The sequence below is a fragment of the Variovorax sp. RKNM96 genome (assembly GCF_017161115.1).
Taxonomy (GTDB): Bacteria; Pseudomonadota; Gammaproteobacteria; order Burkholderiales; family Burkholderiaceae_C; genus Variovorax.
This window is the reverse complement of sequence record NZ_CP046508.1, coordinates 703744-722022: the sequence shown is the minus strand read 5'-3', so window position 1 is coordinate 722022 and position 18279 is coordinate 703744. Positions and strand designations below refer to the sequence as shown.

Here is an 18279-nt window from a genome sequence, read left to right as displayed (position 1 = left end):
CCATGCTGTGCATCGACGACCTGAGTGAACTCGACCTGTACTACGCGCCCGTCGAATACCTTGTGCGCGAGGCCACGCAGCAATGGGAGCGCGACGAGGCGATGGCGCTGCGCCGCGCGGTGTTCTGCATCGAGCAGGGCATCTTCGCGCGCGACGATCGCGATGCGACGGACGACCGCTCGCAGCTGCTGGTCGCGATGTCGTGCAACGGCGGCATGCCCGAGCAGGTGGTGGGCACGGTGCGCATCCATCGCGGCGAGGCAGAGGGCGAGTGGTGGGGTTCCCGTCTTGCCGTGCACCCCGCGTTCCGCAGCCAGGGCCACCTGGGCGTGACGCTGATCCGGCTGGCCGTCACGCGCGCCAACGCGCTGGGCTGCGAGGCGTTCTTCGCGCAGGTGCAGATGCAGAACGTGCCGCTGTTCCGCAAGCTCGGCTGGCAGCTGATCGAAGAAACCACCGTGCATGGCCGGCCGCATGCGCGCATGCAGGCCGACCTCGGCTGGTACCCGCCCTGCCACGATCCGGTGAGCGGCTTCGTCACGCGCGCGAAGGTGCTGGCATGACGAGCAGCGTGCACGAGATCGCCGAGGCCCTGCGCGCCACGCGCGGCTTCGCCCACAAGCGCGACATCAGCGACGTGGTCTCCGCGCTCGGCCGGTCGCTGCCCGGCGGCCATGCCGCGCTCGCGCAGGCGGTGCCCATCGGCGACGACTGCGCCGCCATTCCCGATGGCCATGGCGGCTATTTGCTGTTCGCCATCGAGGGGCTGGTCGAAGACTTCATCGTGCGCATGCCCTGGTTCGCGGGCTACTGCGGCGTGATGGTCAACGTGAGCGACATCTACGCCATGGGCGGTCGCCCGACTGCCGTGGTCGATGCGCTGTGGAGCACCGGCATGAATCCTGCCGACGATGTGCTGCGCGGCTTGGCGGAAGCGGCCGTGCGCTATGGCGTGCCCATCGTCGGCGGCCACAGCAACAACCGCAGCGAGCGGCCGCAACTGGCGGTCGCGATCCTCGGCCATGCACGCAAGCTGCTCACGAGTTTCGATGCGAGGCCCGGCGACCTGCTGGTGATGGCGGCCGACCTGCGCGGCGCCTACGAGGAACCCTTTCCGTACTGGAACGCATCGACCACCGCGCCGGCCGCGCGGCTGCGCGCCGACCTCGAGGTGCTGCCCTCGCTGGCCGAAGACGGCCTGTGCCGCGCGGCCAAGGACATCAGCATGGCCGGCGCGGTGGGCACGGCGATGATGCTGCTGGAGTGCTCGGGCGTGGGCGCGCGCGTCGATCTCGATGCGCTGCCGCGTCCCGACGGCGTGCCGCTGCTGCGCTGGCTCTCGTCCTTTCCGAGCTACGGCTTCGTGCTCAGCGTGCCGCCCTCGCAGATCGCGCCGGTGATGAGCCGGTTCGCCGCGCGCGACATCGCCTGCGCCGTGATCGGCGAGGTCGATGCGACGCGACAGGTGCGCTTGCAGGCGGGCGGCGACGAAGCCCTGCTGTGGGACTTCGGCAGCGACGCCTTCATCCAGCCACCGCAAGAGGTGCTCGCATGCCAGTGATGCACTTCCACGTGCGCTGGCCCGACGCCAGCGAAACGCGCTGCTACTCGCCCTCGTCGGTGGTGCAGGAATTCTTCGCGCCCGGCGAACGCTATGCGCTCGAGGAATTTCTCCAGCGCACCCGCCAGGCCTTGGGCATCGCCTCCGAACGCGTGCGTGCCAGGTACGGCTTCGCGTGCTCGCAGGCCATGGACCAGCTCGCCGAAATCGAGCGCATCGCCACCCGCTTCACCGGCGTCGCCGATGCCCAGGTCACCGTCGTCGCCGTCGACTGACGCCATCTACATCCAGAGAGAAAGAAAGAAGACCCCCATGTCCTATCCCTACGGCGGACGCAGCCACTACAGCGTCGTCATCGTCGGCGGCGGCCAGGCCGGCCTGTCGCTGAGCCACTGCCTGCAGCAGCGCGGCATCGACCATCTCGTGATCGAGAAGCGCAGCCTCGTGCACACATGGCGCACCCAGCGCTGGGATTCGTTCTGCCTCGTCACGCCCAACTGGCAGTGCCAGCTGCCGGGCTGGAGCTACCTGGGCAGCGATCCGCACGGCTTCATGGTCAAGGACCAGATCAACGACTGGCTCGCCGGCTTCGTCGCGCACGTCAAGGCGCCGTCCATCGAGGGCGTCACCGTCGAGCGCGTATCGCGCGTGCCGGGCACGGGAGAGCGAGACCGCTTCATCGTGCAGACCGACACCGGCCTCTACACCGCCGACCAGGTGGTGGTGGCCTCGGGCGGCTACCACCGCCCGATCGTGCCGCGCCTGGCCGAGAAGCTGCCGGCCACCGTCGCGCAGTACCACTCCGCGCAGTACCGCAACCCGGCACAACTGCCCGAAGGCGCGGTACTGGTGGTGGGCTGCGGCCAGTCGGGCGCGCAGATCGCCGAAGACCTGCACCTGGCGGGCCGCAAGGTCCACCTGGCCACCGGCAACGCACCGCGCTGCGCGCGCTTCTACCGCGGCCGCGAGGTGGTGGACTGGCTCGCCGACATGAAGTACTACGACATGCCCGTCACCGAGCATCCGTTGCGCGAAGGCGTGCGCGACAACACCAACCACTATGTGACCGGCCGCGACGGCGGGCGCGACATCGATCTGCGCCGCTTTGCGAACGAAGGCATGGAACTCTATGGCCTCTTGAGCGGCTTCGACGATGGCAGCTTCGAGCTGCAGCCCAACCTGCGCGAGCACCTGGACAGCGCCGACGACACCTACAACCGCATCAACGCATCGATCGACAAGTTCATCGCGGCGCAGGGCATCGAAGCACCGCCGCCCTCGGTCTACACGCCCGTGTGGGAGCCACCTGAAGAACGCACCCGGCTCGACCTCGCCGCGGCGGGCATCACGAGCGTGATCTGGTGCATCGGTTTCTCGCCCGACTTCGCCTGGGTGGATGCCCCGGTCTTCAACGGCCGCGGCGCACCGGTACACCGGCGTGGCGTGACGAACGAGCCGGGCCTGTATTTCCTCGGCCTGCCGTGGCTGCACACCTGGGGGTCGGGTCGCTTCTCGGGTGTCGCGCGCGACGCGGAGTTTCTTGCCGAGGCGATCGAAGAGAGAAAGGCGGGGTTGCGCAGCGAGCCAACGGAGACATCGTCGCCTCCCGCGCTGCGCGCCGCCTAGGTCAGGCCTGCTGCGCCTCGGTCAGCGCCTGCGCAGCCACCACCGCCTCTGTCCGGTTGCGCACATTCAGCGCCCGGAAGATCGCGGCCAGATGGATCTTCACCGTGCCTTCGCTGATGCCCAGGCTGCGCCCGATCAGCTTGTTCGGCTTGCCCTGCGAGAGCAGCTGCAGCACCTCGACCTGCCGCTCGGTCAGCACGCTGCGCAGGTGCTCGAGCGTCTGGCCGGCGCCGCCGCCGCCACGCGTCAGCACCTCGGTGCCGCCGGCCTGCGGCGCCACGCCGGCCACGATGCCCGGCGGCAGCGCCGTCAGCATCATCGGCGGCACGTACACGCCACCCGCCAGCACCAGGCGCACGGCCGAGAGCATGACTTCCGGTGAGTAAGCTTTTGGAATGAATCCAAGCACACCGCGTTCGAGCGCGCTGCGCATGATGGCCGGGTCTTCGTAGCCCGACAGCACGATCACCGGCACGGCCGGATGGCGCCGTCGGATTTCGTCGATGTGCGCCTGGCCGTCCGCGCCGGGCATGTTCAGGTCGATCAGGGCCAGGTCGAGGTCGTCGTTCGCGCCTGCAAGCAATTCGTCGACGCTCATCGCCAGGACGAATTCGATGCCGGGCTCGAGCTCCGACAACTTGGCTTTGACCGCCTCGATGACGAGCCGGTGGTCGTCGGCGATCAGGATTTTCATGGCTTGGTTCCGTTGTTCCAGCTGCGTGGAAGTCAGCGATTGCCGAAGATAACGGCGATTGCCCCGCGCAGCAAGGCCGCCCGGCCCCACCAACGGCATAGACCCCAAGCGGTATGGCGCCCGCCGGGACCCCTTTGGAAGAATGAACCTCCACTCGAAGGAACCGGGGACATGGGCATGTGCCATCGATGCAGACGCCGGTGCAACGCATCCTTCGCAATGCACGATTGAGCGGGCACGTCCATGGCCCGGCTGCTCGACTGCTTCTCGACCTTCATCTCGTTCGGCCTCGCGCTGGACGCATCCATCTCGGCCGGCCGGCCCGCACTTTCGCACGACGCGGCGCAACAACAGGCGCGCCGCCTGCTCGATGCGGCACGCGCCCGGGCCGAGGCTTCGGGCACGCCCGCAGCGCAGGTCGAATCCGCGGTGTTCGCGATGGTGGCGTGGATCGACGAGATCCTGGCCCGCCACCCCGGCGCGGAGGCCAGCGCCGCACCGCTGCAGGTGCAGCTCTTCAACTCCAACAACGCGCACAGTGAATTCTTTCATCACCTCTCGGCGCTGACCGCGCAGGACGACGAGGTGCGCGAGGTCTACTGGCACGCACTCGCGCACGGCTTCAAGGGCCAGTACTACTTCGAGGACGGCGACCACGGCGAGCTCGGCAAGCTCAAGGACCTGCACGGGCGCCAGCTGCGCCTGCGCCCGCTGCCGCTCGGCAGCCTGGTGCAGGACCACATCACGCCGCAGCCCTACGGCGTCGCCGACCCGCGCGGTCCCAACGACACGCAGCGGCGCGACCGCGCATTGCTGCGCGCGAGCGCGGCGCTGGCCCTGCTGCTGCCCCTGCTCTACCTGCTGTGGCTCATGACCTCCGGGCCGGCGACGACCCAGACCGCGCTGGCCCAGCGCATCGACCAGCACCTGCAGAGCTATGCCTGCGCCGACCTCTCGGCCTCGGTCGCAAAGGACGGCCATACGCAGGTGAGCGGCTTCGTCTCGCTGCCCGAGGACGTGCCGCGCGTGGCGCGCGAGGTGAGCGCGATGCCGGGCGTGAACGCGCCGCGCTTCGACGTCGGCCTGCGGGTGTGGCCGCACTGCGAGGTGTTCGCCATCCTCAAGCCCTACCAGGCGCGCAACCAGGAGAAGCACCACGGGCTGGACATCGACGCCCCCACGGCCCGCCACCACCAGCTGCGCGAAGGCGACAACGTGCGCGTGCAGGTGGTGGCGCCGCGGCACGACAGCTACATCTGGGTCGACTACTACACGGCCGACGGCTCGGTCATGCACCTGAACGCCGGGCAGGTGCCCACGCCGCTGCGCGCCGGCGCCACGCTGGAGATGGGCCGCGACATCCCGTCGAGCTGGCTCGTGAGCCCGCCGTTCGGCAGCGTGCTGATCACGGTGCTCTCGGCGCCGGTGCCGTTCACCGAGACCTTCGACCGCCCGCCGTTCGAGCTGGCCTCGGCCTACCTGCTGCGGCTGCGCGAAGCGATCGCGGCCAGCAAGAACAGCGAGCGGCTGATCGCCGATTTCGTGTTCCTCGAAACGGTGTCGCGATGACCGCGCTGCTGTCGCCCGCCCACTTCTTCTGGGTACTGCTCGCGCTGTGCCTGCTCGGCTTCGGGCTGCTGTACGCGATGGTGCACGACGCGGGCCGCGGCGCGCGGCGGCGTGCCTTGCTGCGGCGCATCGAGACGCTCGATGCGCCGGTCGACGAGCCTGCCGTCGAGGCCCTGCGCGAATCGATGGCGCGCGCACGCCAGGCGCTGCGGCAGACACCGCGGCCCGCACGTTCGCCGCACGAACCGGTGGCGCCCGTGCCGTGGTTCCTGTTCCTCGGCGATGCGGCGGCCGACCTGCCCGGACTGCTGGCCACGGCACATGGCAAGCGTCTCGCGCGGACCAGCGACAGCGACACCAGCACTGAAACCGACGACGAGGCCTGCTGGCGCTGGTGGCTGACCGGCGCGGTGGCGGCCATCGAAGTGCAACCCGCCGCGGTCGGAGACACGGCCGGTGCGCTTCGCACGCGCGGCCTGTGGCTACAGGCGCTGCTGGCGCTGGCCGAACGGCGCGACCGCCTGCCGCTCAACGGCGTGGTTGCGTGCTTCTCCGCGAGCGCATTGCTGCAGGCGGATGCCGACGGTCTGCGCCCTCTTGCCGCGAAGATGCGCCGGCTGCTCGACGAGGCGGGCGACACCCTGCGCCTGCAGCTGCCCGTGTACCTCGTCGTCACCGGCCTCGAGCACCTGCCAGGCTACGCCACGCTGCGCGGCGCGCTGCCGCCCGAGGTGCTGGCGCAAGTGCTGGGCCATCGCCTGCCGGACCCGTTCGCCGTGCCCGGCGCATCGGCCGGCGATCGGCTCGATGCGCTGTTCGATCCGATCGCCGCGCAACTGCAGAGCCTGCGCATGGCCTTGCTGCGCGAGCAGCACGGGGCCGCGGCCCGGCTGGCGATCCATGGGTTCGTGGACGCAGTGCAAGGGTTACAGCCCGCATTGCACGAGGTGGCGGAGGTCTTGTTCGAGAGCCACGGCAAGGGCTCGCGCGCGCCGCGGTGGCGCGGCCTGTATTTCACGGCTGCCGCATCGGATGCGAGCGGCGGGGCCTTCGTGACCGATCTCTTCGAGCGCTTCCTGCCGGCCGATCAACCGCTGGTGCGGCCGGGGCGCCCGTCGTCGAACACAACGACAGGTGCACCATGAAGAACGGCGCGCCGACCTTACTTCGCGTCGATACGGATCTGGCGCGCGCCGAAGTTGACCGTGAGCGTCTGCGGCTTGCCCGTGGTCACCGGCACCACTTCGCGCCAGCGCGCGCGGTCGAGGTCGCGGAACGCAGCCATCACCGCGATGGACTTGGCATCGGCGGGCAGCGTGAGGTCGAGCTTCTTTGTTTCGCCGGGGCGAAGCAGCATTTCTTCGCGCTGCACGAGCTCGGCGCCGAGCGTGGCCTGGTCCTTCTCGAACAGCGAGAAGAAGTCGGCGCCCTCGAAGGGTCCCGGCGACTTGAGCGCATACACGCGCACCGTGAGCGGCGAGGCGCGGCCGCGCGCATCAGGGTTGGCATCGGCGCCGGCCACGAGCGTGATGCTCACCGGCGTGACCACCGGTTTGCTCGCGCAGCCTGCGAGGACAAGCCCCGCAACGGCGAGCCCGAGGGCCGCCACACGGCGCCGCGATGCCGCAGCGAAGAAGCCTTCATAGGACGAATGGTGTGTACCCAGCGTGCGCATGCTATTCCCTTCGTTGCATTGACCGGTCCTGACGCATCTTTGATTATCACCAGCGAACTCGAACAGGCAACATGCTGACTCACGAACTTGTCGAAGCACTGCTCACGCCCATTGGCGAGGCATCGCCATGCGGGGACGATCTGGAGTACGACGCGGACTTCACCGCGCTCACCACGTCCGCACAGGGCAAACCCGAACAACAGTTCGGCGACACCGTCATCCCCGCGGTGGAGCCGGAGTGGCGCCAGGTGGCCGAGCAGTCCGATGCGCTCCTGCGCAGGAGCAAGGACGTGCGCCCCGCGGTGCTGCTGCTGCGGGCATCGACGCGCCTGCAGGGCCTCACCGGCTTCGTCGCCGGGCTCGAGCTGCTCACCGGTCTGCTCGACCGGTTCTGGGAAGGCATACATCCAAAGCTCGATGCCGACGACGACAACGACCCGACCATGCGCCTGAACGCGCTGGCGCCGCTCAGCGACGAAAGCATGGTGCTGCGCGACCTGTACGACGCGCAGGTCGGCATCGCCCCCGGCGTGGGCCCCATCCGCGTGCGCGACATCGCGATCGCGAACAACACATTGAATGCAGTGGGCGGCGAAGCCACCTATTCGTCGGCACAGATACACGGCGGCCTCGAGGCGCTCCAGGCCGAACGGCCCGAGCAGATCCAGGCAGCCATCGGGGTGCTTGCGCTGATCGAGAAGCTGCAGGCCCTGCTGGTCGATCGCACCGGCCACTCCGACGCGATCGACCTGGCGCCGCTTCGCACCATCGGCCGCACGCTGCAGAAAGCCTGCAGCGCTGCCATCGGCGCCCCTGTGGAACCCGATGGCGCAGAGGGCAATGCCCCGCAGGCTGGCGATGCCGCACCCTCCCGTGCCACGCGCGGCGAGATCCAGAACCGACAGGACGCACTGCAGACGCTGGACCGCGTGATCCGCTTCCTCGAGCAAACCGAGCCCGGCAACCCCGCTCCGCTCCTGATCGACCGCGCCAAGAAGCTCATCGGCGTGAGCTTTCTCGAAATCATGGCGAACCTTGCGCCCGGCGCGCTGGACACGATCGAGACCGTGACCGGCAAGCGGTCGTCCGAGTGAGTTGCTTTTTTCTTCTTCCTATTTTTTGTTGTCGTCGTCGTTTGAACCACCCCATTCACCCCCGCAAGGAGCATCGTCATGGCCAAGAGCAGTCAGAAATTCATCGCCCGTAACCGGGCGCCACGGGTCCAGATCGAATACGACGTCGAACTCTACGGCGCCGAAAAGAAGGTCCAGCTGCCCTTCGTGATGGGGGTGCTGGCCGACCTGTCGGGCAAGCCCACCGACCCGCTCGCGCCCGTGGCCGACCGCAAGTTCCTCGAGATCGACGTGGACAACTTCGACGCGCGCATGAAGGCCATGAAGCCGCGCGCCGCGTTCGCGGTGGAGAACTCGCTCACCGGCGAGGGCGAGCTCAAGGTGGAGCTCACCTTCGAGAACATGGAAGATTTTTCACCCGCGGCCGTCGCCAAGAAGGTCGGCGCGCTCAACAAGCTGCTCGAAGCACGCACGCAGCTGTCCAACCTGGTGACCTACATGGACGGCAAGAACGGCGCCGAGGAACTGCTGGCCAAGGTGCTGGAAGACCCGGCCCTCCTGCAGTCGCTGGCGGCCACCGCCAAGCCCGAGGACGGCAGCAAGCCGGCCGCCTGAATACCCAACGCCTGACCTACCGGTACACGAGGAGAAACCACCATGGCCGAAGCACTCGAGCAGAGCGCACTCAAGGACGTTGCCTATGCGGGCAGCGACTTTTCGTCGCTCCTTCAAAAGGAATTCAAGCCGCGCAGCGACGAAGCCAAGAGCGCCGTCGAAGCCGCCGTGCTCACGCTCGCGCAGCAGGCGCTGAGCAACAGCACCGTCATCGGCAAGGATGTGACCAAGTCGATCCAGGCCATGATCGCCGCGATCGACGCCAAGCTGACCGAGCAGGTCAACAAGATCATCCACCACCCCGACTACCAGAAGCTCGAGAGTGCGTGGCGCGGCCTGCACTACATGGTGAACAACACCGAGACCGACGAGCACCTGAAGATCCGGGTGATGGACATCTCGAAGGTGGACCTCGCCAAGAGCCTGAAGAAGTTCAAGGGCGCGGCCTGGGACCAGAGCCCGATGTTCAAGAAGATCTACGAACAGGAGTACGGCCAGTTCGGCGGCGAACCCTTCGGCGCACTGGTGGGCGACTACCACTTCGACCAGAGCCCGCCCGACATCGAGCTGCTCGGCGAAATGTCCAAGATCGCCGCCTCGGCGCATGCGCCCTTCATCACCGGTGCGAGCCCCAACCTGATGCAGATGGAGTCGTGGCAGGAACTCGCGAACCCGCGCGACCTGACCAAGATCTTCCTCACGCCCGAGTACGCCGGCTGGCGCTCGCTGCGCGATTCGGACGATGCCAAGTACCTGGGCCTGTGCATGCCGCGGTTCCTCGCGCGCACGCCCTACGGCGCCAACACCAACCCGGTGGAGGAGTTCGACTTCGAGGAAGACACGGCCGGCGCCGACCACAGCAAGTACGCCTGGGCCAACGCCGCGTATGCGATGGCCACCAACATCAACCGCTCGTACAAGCTCTACGGCTGGGGCTCGCGCATCCGCGGCATCGAGTCGGGCGGCGCGGTGGAAAACCTGCCGCTGCACACCTTCCCGAGCGACGACGGCGGCGTGGACCAGAAGTGCCCGACCGAAATCGCCATCAGCGACCGGCGCGAGGCCGAGCTCTCCAAGGCGGGCCTGCTTTCGCTCATCCACCGCAAGAACTCCGACTTCGCGGCCTTCATCGGCGCGCAGTCGCTGCACAAGCCGGCCGAGTACGACGACCCGGACGCCACCGCCAACGCCAACCTCGCGGCGCGCCTGCCCTACCTCTTTGCCTGCAACCGCTTTGCGCACTACTTGAAGTGCATCGTGCGCGACAAGGTCGGCAGCTTCAAGGAGCGCGACGACATGCAGCGCTGGCTCAACAAATGGATCATGAATTACGTGGACGGCGATCCCGTCAACTCCTCGGAAGAGACCAAGGCCCGCAAGCCGCTGGCCGCGGCCGAGGTGGTGGTGGAAGAGGTCGAGGGCAACCCCGGCTACTACTCCTCCAAGTTCTTCCTGCGCCCGCACTACCAGCTCGAAGGCCTCACGGTGTCGCTGCGGCTGGTGTCCAAGCTGCCCTCGGCCAAGGGCGGGAAGTAACGAAGGCATATGCCTTCCGGGGCCTTTGAAAAAAGGGACCCCTTGCTCGTTCTCCTGATAGCTCCCGGGCATCAACGCTTAGGCACCGCACGGAAGCCCTTTTTTCTCTGACTCACACAACTGAAAGGTAAGCATCATGGCTGTAGATATGTTTTTGAAGCTCGACGGCATCGAAGGAGAATCCGGTGACGCCAAGCACAAGAAGGAGATCGACGTTCTTGCCTGGAGCTGGGGCGCCAGCCAATCCGGCAGCAGCCACACGGGCTCCGGCTCGGGCTCCGGCAAGGTGAGCATTCAGGATCTCTCGATCACCAAGTACGTCGATTCCTCCTCGCACAAGCTGCTGCTCGACTGCTGCAACGGTGGTCACATCAAGACGGGCACGCTGTACGTTCGCAAGGCAGGCGTCACGCCGCTCGAGTACATCAAGATCACGATGGAAAAGATCATCATCAGCAGCATCTCGAGCGGCGGCAGCGGCGGCGAAGACCGCCTGACCGAGAACATCTCGCTGAACTTCGCGAAGTTCAAGTACGAGTACACGCCGCAGAAGCCCGATGGTTCCGGCGACGCCGTCAAGGAAACCGGCTGGGACATCGTGGGCAACGAGAAGGCCTGACACCACCGCAGCGTCGAGCTTCCCCCGGCGTCCGCCGCCGGGTGCGAAGCCCGCCTCCAGGCAACAACGCCTGGCCAACGGGGAGGGCCGCGGCACATCGCCACGGCACCCAACAACAAACAAACCCTCGACGGCATCGAGCCCATGCGCTCGGCACGGCGCCCTTGCGCCTGCCGCAGCGGCAGTGGCTGCCGCCGTCAGACCAGGAGACCGAGATGATCGGATTCGAACTCAAAGCCCGCGGAAGCTATGGCTTCAAGCAGTCAAGATCTGCGTGGACCGAAGGCAGCCTGATCGCGCTGAAAGCCGTGGCGCTCGCGGACAACTTCGCGAACAAGACCTCGCAGACCACCCGGAACGGAACGCTCACCCAGATCGAACAGGAGTTCAAGAAAATCGCCGACGCGCGGTTCGGCACGATCTGCTCCTACAGCCTGGACTTCACCCTTTTCCTCGAGGGCGACATCAAGCTCAAGTACTTCTTCGATTCCAGCAAGGATTCGAGCCAGATCCAGAGCGAATTCCTCAATGCCCTGCGTGGGCAGACGGCCAAGCTCGGCGACCAGGTCGTGATCTACATGGCGCAGGTCATCGAGGATTTCGTGACCACGGTCTTCGACAAGACCGACGAGGAAGAGCTGATCCTGCACATCAACGTCGACCTCTAGGGCATCCGGCCGGCCCCGTTGGCCGGCCGCCCCTGTTTTTCCAGTTTCCAGTTTCTAGGTTCCGTCTTCCCTGCCTGCCCCGGTACCCCCGGGCTGCGCAGACTCATCGACCGGCAGCAGCCGCGTCGCATCGTCTTCTTCACCGGGAATCACCCACAGCGTGAGCGCCGTGTAGTTGTCGTGGCCCGGCTTGGCGTGTGCCTTGATCTGCGCGTCGAGCAGATCGGTCCACTGGCTGGGGGTGCGCGAGGCATGCAAGGTCTCGACCAGGCATTCGTCGCCCAGCGGCTCCCACACGCCGTCGCTGCACAGCAGCAGCACGTCGCCCGCCACGAGGCGCATGCGGTCGGACACCGCGATGTCGGGCGCCTCCTCGATCGAGCCGAGCGCCGACAGGAGCATGTTGCGCTGCGGATGCAGGCGTGCGCCCTCCTCGTCGAGCATGCCGCCGGCGACCATCTGCTGCACCAGGCTGTGGTCGGTGGTGCGCGCCACGATGGCACCGCCGCGGAACAGGTAGGCGCGGCTGTCGCCGCTGTGCACCCAGGCGAGCGCCTGGTTTTCGAGATCGATCGCCGCAAAGACGATGGTGGAGCGCATGCCCGCGAGCTTGCCGCCCTCGGCCTGGCGCGTCACCACGTCGCGGTTGGCCTGCTCGACCAGCGTGCGCAGGGTGACCTCGTCCAGCCCCGGCGCCGCCGAGAAGCCGCCCAGCACGCTGCTGCGCGCCGTGGCCGCCGCCACATCGCCGCCGCCATGGCCGCCCGCGCCATCGGCCACCAGGCAGGCGACGTAGCGCTCGTCATGCCAGTGGCCATGCACGTCCTCGTTGTAGGTGCGGCCGCCCTGTCGGGACAACGTGACGATTTCGATTTCCAAGCGGGGTGCCTCGCGTGTGCTGGGGGTGTTGTGGTGGCGTCGACCGAGGTCGTCGTTCGTCTGCTTTTTTCTTTTCTTCTTCCGCGTCACTGTCCGTCGGACTTCAGGCGCGCCATCTGCTCTTCGTAGGCTTCGAGAAAGGCCTTGCCGAAGAGGTTGTGGAAATCGTCTTCCGCCTCGCTCGCGATGCCGCCGTAGAGCGCCACGAACTGGTCCCAGAGCTTGGCCTTGCGGTTGGCCGCGAAGATGGCGTCGAGCGCCGACTTCGCGCTGATCTTCTTCTCGAGCTCGCCGGGCTCGAAGCGCGTGATGACGTGCGCCAGCGCCGCGCGCATGCCCACCATCACGCCGAACTGGTGGGCGCGCAGGTCGTTGAAGGCATCGCGCATCGCGGCCTCGGGCGGCATGAAGCCGCGCACGCCGGGACCCAGCAGGTGCGCGAGCGCCACTTCGACCGTGGGCGAGAACTTCAGCGGGTTGTTCGCCTGCGCCGCGATCATCGTGACCTCGGCGCGCACCTCGCGCTTGAACTCCTGGCGCGTGAGCAGCAACTGCAGCGTGCCCTCGGTGGCGCTGCGCAGCATCGAACCGATGCGCTCCATGAGACCGGGCGTGAGCATCTCGGGCGGCTGGTGCGTGCTGGCCAGGCCGCGCAGAAAGGCGGCGAGCAGTTCGTCGTCGGTGGCCGTGCGCTCGGCGCGGGGTGCAGCCGGTGCGGGCGCGCGTTGAACGGGTGGAGGCGGTGGCGGCGGCAGAGGAGGCAACGGCTCCAGCGGCCTGCTGCCCAACTCGGGGCCGCTGATGCGGATCGGCTGGCCCGTGATGTCGTCGAACTGCGGCAGCACTTCTGCAGGCACCGCGGCCACCGGCGCGGGCGTTGGTGGTGGTGGGGGAGGAGGAGGCGGCGGCGGTGGTGGTGGCGGCGTCACAGCCTTCGGCGGCGTGAAGCCGAACTGGTCGATCGGCAAATGGTCGGAGCGCGGCGTCGGCGTGGACGGTGCCGCGCTCTGCAAGGCGGCGAGCGGGTCCGCGGACGACGCCGTGTTCGGCTGCAGCAGCGGATCGGCCAGCGGCGACAGCGCGAGCGGGTCGCCGCCGATGCCGCCGCCGCTGTTCATGCCGCCGAAGAGCTCGTCGATGCCGGACGCCTTGCCGTGCGCGGGCGGCGCGCCGAGGTCGGAGAAATCGTCGAGCGCACCGATGCCCGCGGCCGGCGCGGAGCTCGGCGTGGGCCCGAGCAGGTTGGCGAACGGATCGACCTGCGCGGCCTGCGCGTTGCGCGAGCCCGTTTCCATCGGGTCGGGGAACAGCAGCGAGTCGGCGCTGGCGGGTGCAGCGGCCTTGGCACCGGACGCGGCGGGCGCAGCCGCCGGCGGCGACCCGAGCCCCGCGAGCAGATCGGCAAAGGGATCGTCACCCGTGCCGCCCGCCGGCGCGGCGGCGGGCGCCGACATGATGGTGTTGGGAATCGCCAGCGACGGCGGCGCCGCGGCGGCCGTCACGCGCACGCTGAGCTCGAAGCTGCCGACCACCAGCCGCGCGCCGTCGGTAAGCGGCGCTTCCTTGCCCGACCCGAGCGACACGCCGTTGCACTGCAGCGGATTGCTGCCGCGGTCGATCACGAAGTACTGGCCGTCGCGGCACAGCACCTGGGCATGCACGCGCGAGACCGTGCGGTCGGGATCATCGAGCACCAGCGTGTTGGTGTCGGCCCGGCCGATGGTGCCTCCGTTGGGCCCGAAGTCGGCGGCGATGGGCTGCCCCGCCGGAGCGCCTTGCCGGGTGATGACAGCGATATGGATCATGAATCGGCCCCCGAGGCTCTAGGCCTTTCTATGCCCGAACACAGCCCGCGCGCGCAGGGCGTGCGCGGGCGAAAAAACTCAGAAGGAGTATTCATTCCGGGGGGCACGTTGGCAATCTCGCCTTAAGAGGTATGCCATTGCAGCCAGGCTGCGACGGCGGTGAAGATGAAGGCGATGAGGAGCCAGGTGCGGGTGGCGGGGTCGCGCACGGCACCGCCGTGCCGCAAGCGCCAGGCGGCCGCCAGCAACAAGGCCAATGCGAACAGGGCGAGGATGAAGGAGGCGGCCATGCATGTCAGGCGCCCACCGCATCGAGCCAGCGCTGCTGCCGCCATGCCGGCGCACGGGTGGGAAACAACGGCGTGCCCGGCTGTAGCAGGCCCAGGTGCTCGGCCGCGGCGGTGCGCTGGCGCTGCAGGCCGTGACGCAGCACGCGCTCGCAGTTCGCGACGTTGGGCGACTCGCCCATGAAGAAACGCCGGCCTGCCGGGAAACGGTGACCGTTGGATTGCCACCATGCCGCCACCTTGTCCGGGTCGGGCCAGGGCAGGTCGTCGTCTTCGTCCACGGCAATGTCGAGGTCACCCGGCGCCTCGGGATCGTCGCGCGGCTGCGGCTGCACATCGACGGGCGGCTGCGCACCGCCCAGTCTGGCATCGACGAGGTCGACGCCGGTGAGAAGGCTGAAGGCCTCTCCCGCCAGCCGTGCGCAGGCAGGTTCGGCCAGGAGGCGGATCAGCGAGGGCACATCGAGTGGATCGCCCAGGACACCCGCCGCCTCGATGACGATCCTCACCATCGACGGGTCTTCCGTCAACGCTTGCAGCACCATGCGGCCCTGCGGAACATCCAGCGCCTTGAACAGCAGTGCGACGGCCAGCCGCTGGCAGGGGCCGGGGGCCAGCGCGATGTCCGCGAGCACCTTCAGCGACCGATCGCGGTCCCCCAGCAGCAATGCCGATCGCGCCGCATGCAACCTGTCCCACCCCTGCCACGCCTGCAATGCCTGCAGGCAGGGCTCCCGCAGGTCCGTTCGCCCCAGCAGTCCGGCCACGCGGACCGCACGCGCGTGCGCGTGGCCGGCCGCCTCCGCCAGGATGGTGTCGAGCCAGGGACCGGGGTCGGCCCGGTGCATGCCGCATGCCGCGAGCGCGAGCTCGCGCCGAAGCGGATCGCCCGAGCCGAGAAACTCGATGGCCATGCCGCGCAGCCTTCTGGGCGACACCCAACCCAATGCGGAGACCACGCCCGACATGGCCCCGCGATGGCCCGCGCAACGCGCCAGCAGTTCGTCGAGCCTGGCGGCATTGCCGCTCTCCAACGCAACGACCGTCGCAACGAACCACGGCCCGGCATCGGGCGCCTCCAGCGCAGCCTCGATGAAGTGATCGCCGAAGCCCGCGGCCACCGCGATGCCGTCCAGATGCGCTGCGATCCGTTCGTCGAACCTGCGCAGCAGGTGCAGCCCGATGTGGGGAGCCGCGACCATCCGGGTCCGCGTGCTGCGCAGGATGGCCGCCTCCTCGACATGGAGCTGGACCACATCGATCACGGGTTCGGCGCAGGTGGTCCACATGGCGAAGTCTTGCATCGCGTCAATCGCCATCGTCCGCGTGGACGACCTGCCAGTAGCCGGGCGCCATGACGCTCACGCGCAGGATGCGGTTCTCGATATTGCTGTAGACGACCACGAGCGAATACCCCGCCAGGTGCCACGCCACGATGCCGCTGCGGTCGCTGTCGATGCGCTCGTCCGGCGCCTGGCCCACCTTGGCCACGAGATCCGATTGCGCATCGGAAAAAACCAGTTTGCACGGCAGCTCGCCGGCCCACTCGCGTGCGTCCATGTCCCGACTCGCGTGGAAGGTGGCGACGGCCAGGGCGAGCGAGCGGGGATAGCGCGGATCGCCCATCGCCAGTTCGCGGCTCGGCGCAAAGGTCAGCGCGAGTCCGTGCGTCGGCAGGAAGTCCGCCATGTGCTCGCTGCGCACGTCCGCCATCGCTTCGACATAGCCCAGCGGCGCCAGGATGGTCCTCAGGCGCTCGTCCGACCACCGCAGTCCGAACAGTCCGATGAACAGATTTGGTGGAAACACCTGTGCCAGCGTCGCTTCGTCGCGCAGCGGCAGCCACGGGTCGTGGGGAATGTGGCAGTAGATCGATTCGAGCAGGTTCGTGTCCGCCCCGTAGGCGGTGGTGACCTGGAAAGCCGGCAGCGTCCATGCATCCCGGATGTACGTCTTGCAGGGCCCCGCGATCGCTGCCAGCTTGCGCTGTACCGCATGCCGGTCGTCGCGCAGGTCAAGGCCGAACGGCAGTGCGTATGGAAAGGGCCGCGTCCTGGGCGTGTCGCCATAGAAGTACAACTGCGTGAGGATCAGCCGGGTATGGCCGCGCCGCTCCGGGTCCCACGCGCGAACGAAGGCTTCGTCCTGGAACCCGTATTCCAGGCCGATCTCGTTGACGGTCACCCAATCGGCGAAAGCGCCGTTGTCCTCCGCGTCGACTTCCGGCTGCATGCCGCGCGCGAGCTGCTCGAGCGAGGCCTGCACGACCGGGTCGTCGACGCCCCGTGCCAGCAATCGCAGCAGCTCATCCCCGGTGACGGCGCCCGCAGGTGTCACTTGCGGTCCTTCCTCGGAAATCCACGGAGCACATGGGCAATGCCGTCGAGCGGCTTCGTATAACGCACGGTCAGCTGGCGGCCGTCCGCGATCCAGTGGTCGAGACGAAAGTCCTTCATGATTTCCGTGGGCTTGCCCAGCCTGGCCCGCGCCTGTGCCGGCGTATCCGAGAAGGTCAGCCCGCCGGGCAAGGCGCCCGCGAACCTCGTGAAGCCCTCCTCCACGTCCGAGTAGAACTGCACGCCGGAGAAAACAAGCCTGCTGCTCTTGGGGTCCTCGGGAACGAAGGACAGCAGCAAGCCCTGGCTGGCAAGCTTCAGCCGCACATAGCCCTCGCTCCCGAGCTTGAGTTTCTTCGTGACGCCCAGCGCGGCGAGCATCGCCGTCACCTCGGGCGTGTCTTCGGTCTTGCCAAGGCAGAGTTCGAATTGGGAAGCGTCCATGGAATGTCCTCGTCCAAAGGTAGGTCAGCAGTCCGCGATGATCTTCTTGATCCAGTTGGTGTACTGCCGGTTGGTGATCTTGCGCACCTTGCGCGCCGCCTTCTTGTAGGCCTCCTTGCAGGCCGGGTCGTAGTTCTCGATCTCCTTCTCCAGCGTCTTGGTGTCGCGTTCGGCAGCGCCCTTGAGGTCGTCGGCATCAGCCTCGGCCTCGGCCATCGTCTGGCCATAGGTCTCGCTGCATTCCTGGTGCGCCCGCTTTGGAATGACGATCGCCAGCGCGCCCGCATCGATCTTCTTGGCCACGCAGTCCGGAAGGTCCGGCGTGTCGACCTTCATCAGCTTGGCGGCTTTGGCCTTGAGCGCTGCTTTCGAGGGCACGTGATCGCGGTCGGACTTGCCCTTGCCCGAAACCTTCTTCTGCTCGCCGTACTGGTTGAGCTCGCCGCATTTCATCTTCACTTCGTCCAGCTCGACCACGACCACCAGCGGAACGGTGCCTGCGGCATCGACGGTGTTCTCGTCGTTCTGGAACTTCTTGTCGGTGAAGCGGCAGGCGTTCTTGCCGTCGATCTTCACGTCGAACGAATACGTGATCCAGGTGGATGCCTTCTTGAAGGTGCTGGACTTCACGCCCCCCGCGGTACCGGGCTCGTCGCCGATGCTCGTGGAGAACTTCGAGCCCTTGATGGCCGCCATGTTGCCGCCGTCGACCTTCACGGTCGTCGAGCCGCCGGTAAGCGAACCTGAATCCGAGACGTTGGGATAGGGCATCGGCACCGGGCCGCCGGGCGTGGGTGTCTTACAGACATCGGGCATGGTCGCCGGAGACGCCCATGTGCCGCCCTTGTGGACCAGGCCGTTCATGGTGCCGTTGACCTTGACGGTGGCCATG

20 protein-coding genes are annotated in these 18279 nt (G+C 67.7%); 11 read left to right on the top strand and 9 right to left on the bottom strand.

Annotation, left to right across the window (positions count from 1 at the left end):
* Positions 1–2: 2 nt before the first annotated feature.
* From GNX71_RS03260 to GNX71_RS03245, 4 genes are read left to right on the top strand one after another with little or no spacing between them, the layout of a single operon-like run.
* Entirely contained in the window at positions 3–563 is a 561-nt protein-coding gene (locus tag GNX71_RS03260; RefSeq protein WP_206177003.1) for an MSMEG_0567/Sll0786 family nitrogen starvation N-acetyltransferase, read from the top strand.
* On the top strand, positions 560–1561 hold the full coding sequence (locus GNX71_RS03255) for a sll0787 family AIR synthase-like protein (protein ID WP_206177002.1): 1002 nt from the start codon (positions 560–562) through the stop codon (positions 1559–1561). The genes GNX71_RS03260 and GNX71_RS03255 overlap by 4 nt, the downstream gene beginning before the upstream one ends.
* A complete protein-coding gene (locus GNX71_RS03250) occupies positions 1552–1836 on the top strand; it encodes an MSMEG_0570 family nitrogen starvation response protein (protein WP_206177001.1) in 285 nt (94 codons plus the stop codon). Before GNX71_RS03255 ends, GNX71_RS03250 begins: the two co-directional genes overlap by 10 nt.
* Positions 1837–1873: 37 nt before the next feature.
* Positions 1874–3187 (top strand): MSMEG_0569 family flavin-dependent oxidoreductase, encoded by a 1314-nt coding sequence (locus GNX71_RS03245; RefSeq protein WP_206177000.1) that lies wholly within the window; start codon positions 1874–1876, stop codon positions 3185–3187.
* A gap of 1 nt (position 3188) precedes the next feature.
* On the opposite strand, the gene GNX71_RS03240 is transcribed toward GNX71_RS03245, so the two are convergent.
* Entirely contained in the window at positions 3189–3881 is a 693-nt protein-coding gene (locus tag GNX71_RS03240; RefSeq protein WP_206176999.1) for a response regulator transcription factor, read from the bottom strand.
* A gap of 243 nt (positions 3882–4124) precedes the next feature.
* Here GNX71_RS03240 and GNX71_RS03235 point away from each other — a divergent pair, with 243 nt between their 5' ends.
* Positions 4125–5450 (top strand): DotU family type IV/VI secretion system protein, encoded by a 1326-nt coding sequence (locus GNX71_RS03235; protein WP_206176998.1) that lies wholly within the window; start codon positions 4125–4127, stop codon positions 5448–5450.
* Positions 5447–6595, top strand: coding sequence for a type VI secretion system protein (locus GNX71_RS03230; RefSeq protein ID WP_206176997.1), 1149 nt, complete (start codon positions 5447–5449; stop codon positions 6593–6595). Before GNX71_RS03235 ends, GNX71_RS03230 begins: the two co-directional genes overlap by 4 nt.
* Before the next feature lie 17 nt (positions 6596–6612).
* Here GNX71_RS03230 and tssJ read toward each other — a convergent pair whose 3' ends face one another.
* Entirely contained in the window at positions 6613–7125 is a 513-nt protein-coding gene (gene tssJ, locus GNX71_RS03225; protein WP_206176996.1) for a type VI secretion system lipoprotein TssJ, read from the bottom strand.
* A gap of 71 nt (positions 7126–7196) precedes the next feature.
* Between tssJ and tssA the strand changes: the two genes are divergently transcribed.
* From tssA to GNX71_RS03200, 5 genes are all read left to right on the top strand, one after another.
* A complete protein-coding gene (tssA, locus tag GNX71_RS03220) occupies positions 7197–8219 on the top strand; it encodes a type VI secretion system protein TssA (RefSeq protein ID WP_206176995.1) in 1023 nt (340 codons plus the stop codon).
* A gap of 78 nt (positions 8220–8297) precedes the next feature.
* Positions 8298–8813, top strand: a complete 516-nt coding sequence (gene tssB, locus GNX71_RS03215) for a type VI secretion system contractile sheath small subunit (RefSeq protein ID WP_206176994.1) — start codon at positions 8298–8300, stop codon at positions 8811–8813.
* A gap of 42 nt (positions 8814–8855) precedes the next feature.
* Complete coding sequence (gene tssC, locus GNX71_RS03210; protein ID WP_206176993.1) at positions 8856–10349, top strand: type VI secretion system contractile sheath large subunit; 1494 nt, start codon at positions 8856–8858, stop codon at positions 10347–10349.
* 136 nt (positions 10350–10485) lie between these two features.
* Entirely contained in the window at positions 10486–10968 is a 483-nt protein-coding gene (locus GNX71_RS03205) for a type VI secretion system tube protein Hcp (RefSeq protein WP_206176992.1), read from the top strand.
* 215 nt (positions 10969–11183) lie between these two features.
* Positions 11184–11636: a hypothetical protein gene (locus GNX71_RS03200; RefSeq protein ID WP_206176991.1), complete on the top strand. Its 453-nt coding sequence runs from the start codon at positions 11184–11186 to the stop codon at positions 11634–11636.
* A 54-nt stretch (positions 11637–11690) separates the two neighbouring features.
* Here the strand turns inward: GNX71_RS03200 and GNX71_RS03195 are convergent, their stop codons facing one another.
* From GNX71_RS03195 to GNX71_RS03165, 7 genes are all read right to left on the bottom strand, one after another.
* Complete coding sequence (locus tag GNX71_RS03195) at positions 11691–12515, bottom strand: PP2C family serine/threonine-protein phosphatase (protein WP_206176990.1); 825 nt, start codon at positions 12513–12515, stop codon at positions 11691–11693.
* Between the two features lie 86 nt (positions 12516–12601).
* Entirely contained in the window at positions 12602–14320 is a 1719-nt protein-coding gene (gene tagH / locus GNX71_RS03190; protein ID WP_206176989.1) for a type VI secretion system-associated FHA domain protein TagH, read from the bottom strand.
* A gap of 122 nt (positions 14321–14442) precedes the next feature.
* A complete protein-coding gene (locus GNX71_RS03185) occupies positions 14443–14610 on the bottom strand; it encodes a hypothetical protein (protein WP_206176988.1) in 168 nt (55 codons plus the stop codon).
* Between the two features lie 5 nt (positions 14611–14615).
* Complete coding sequence (locus tag GNX71_RS03180; protein ID WP_206176987.1) at positions 14616–15911, bottom strand: TIGR02270 family protein; 1296 nt, start codon at positions 15909–15911, stop codon at positions 14616–14618.
* Between the two features lie 4 nt (positions 15912–15915).
* Entirely contained in the window at positions 15916–16944 is a 1029-nt protein-coding gene (locus GNX71_RS03175; RefSeq protein WP_206176986.1) for a hypothetical protein, read from the bottom strand.
* On the bottom strand, positions 16941–17387 hold the full coding sequence (locus tag GNX71_RS03170) for a hypothetical protein (RefSeq protein ID WP_206176985.1): 447 nt from the start codon (positions 17385–17387) through the stop codon (positions 16941–16943). The genes GNX71_RS03175 and GNX71_RS03170 overlap by 4 nt, the downstream gene beginning before the upstream one ends.
* A 24-nt stretch (positions 17388–17411) precedes the next feature.
* Positions 17412–18278, bottom strand: coding sequence for a DUF4150 domain-containing protein (locus tag GNX71_RS03165; RefSeq protein WP_206176984.1), 867 nt, complete (start codon positions 18276–18278; stop codon positions 17412–17414).
* Between the last annotated feature and the right edge of the window lies 1 nt (position 18279).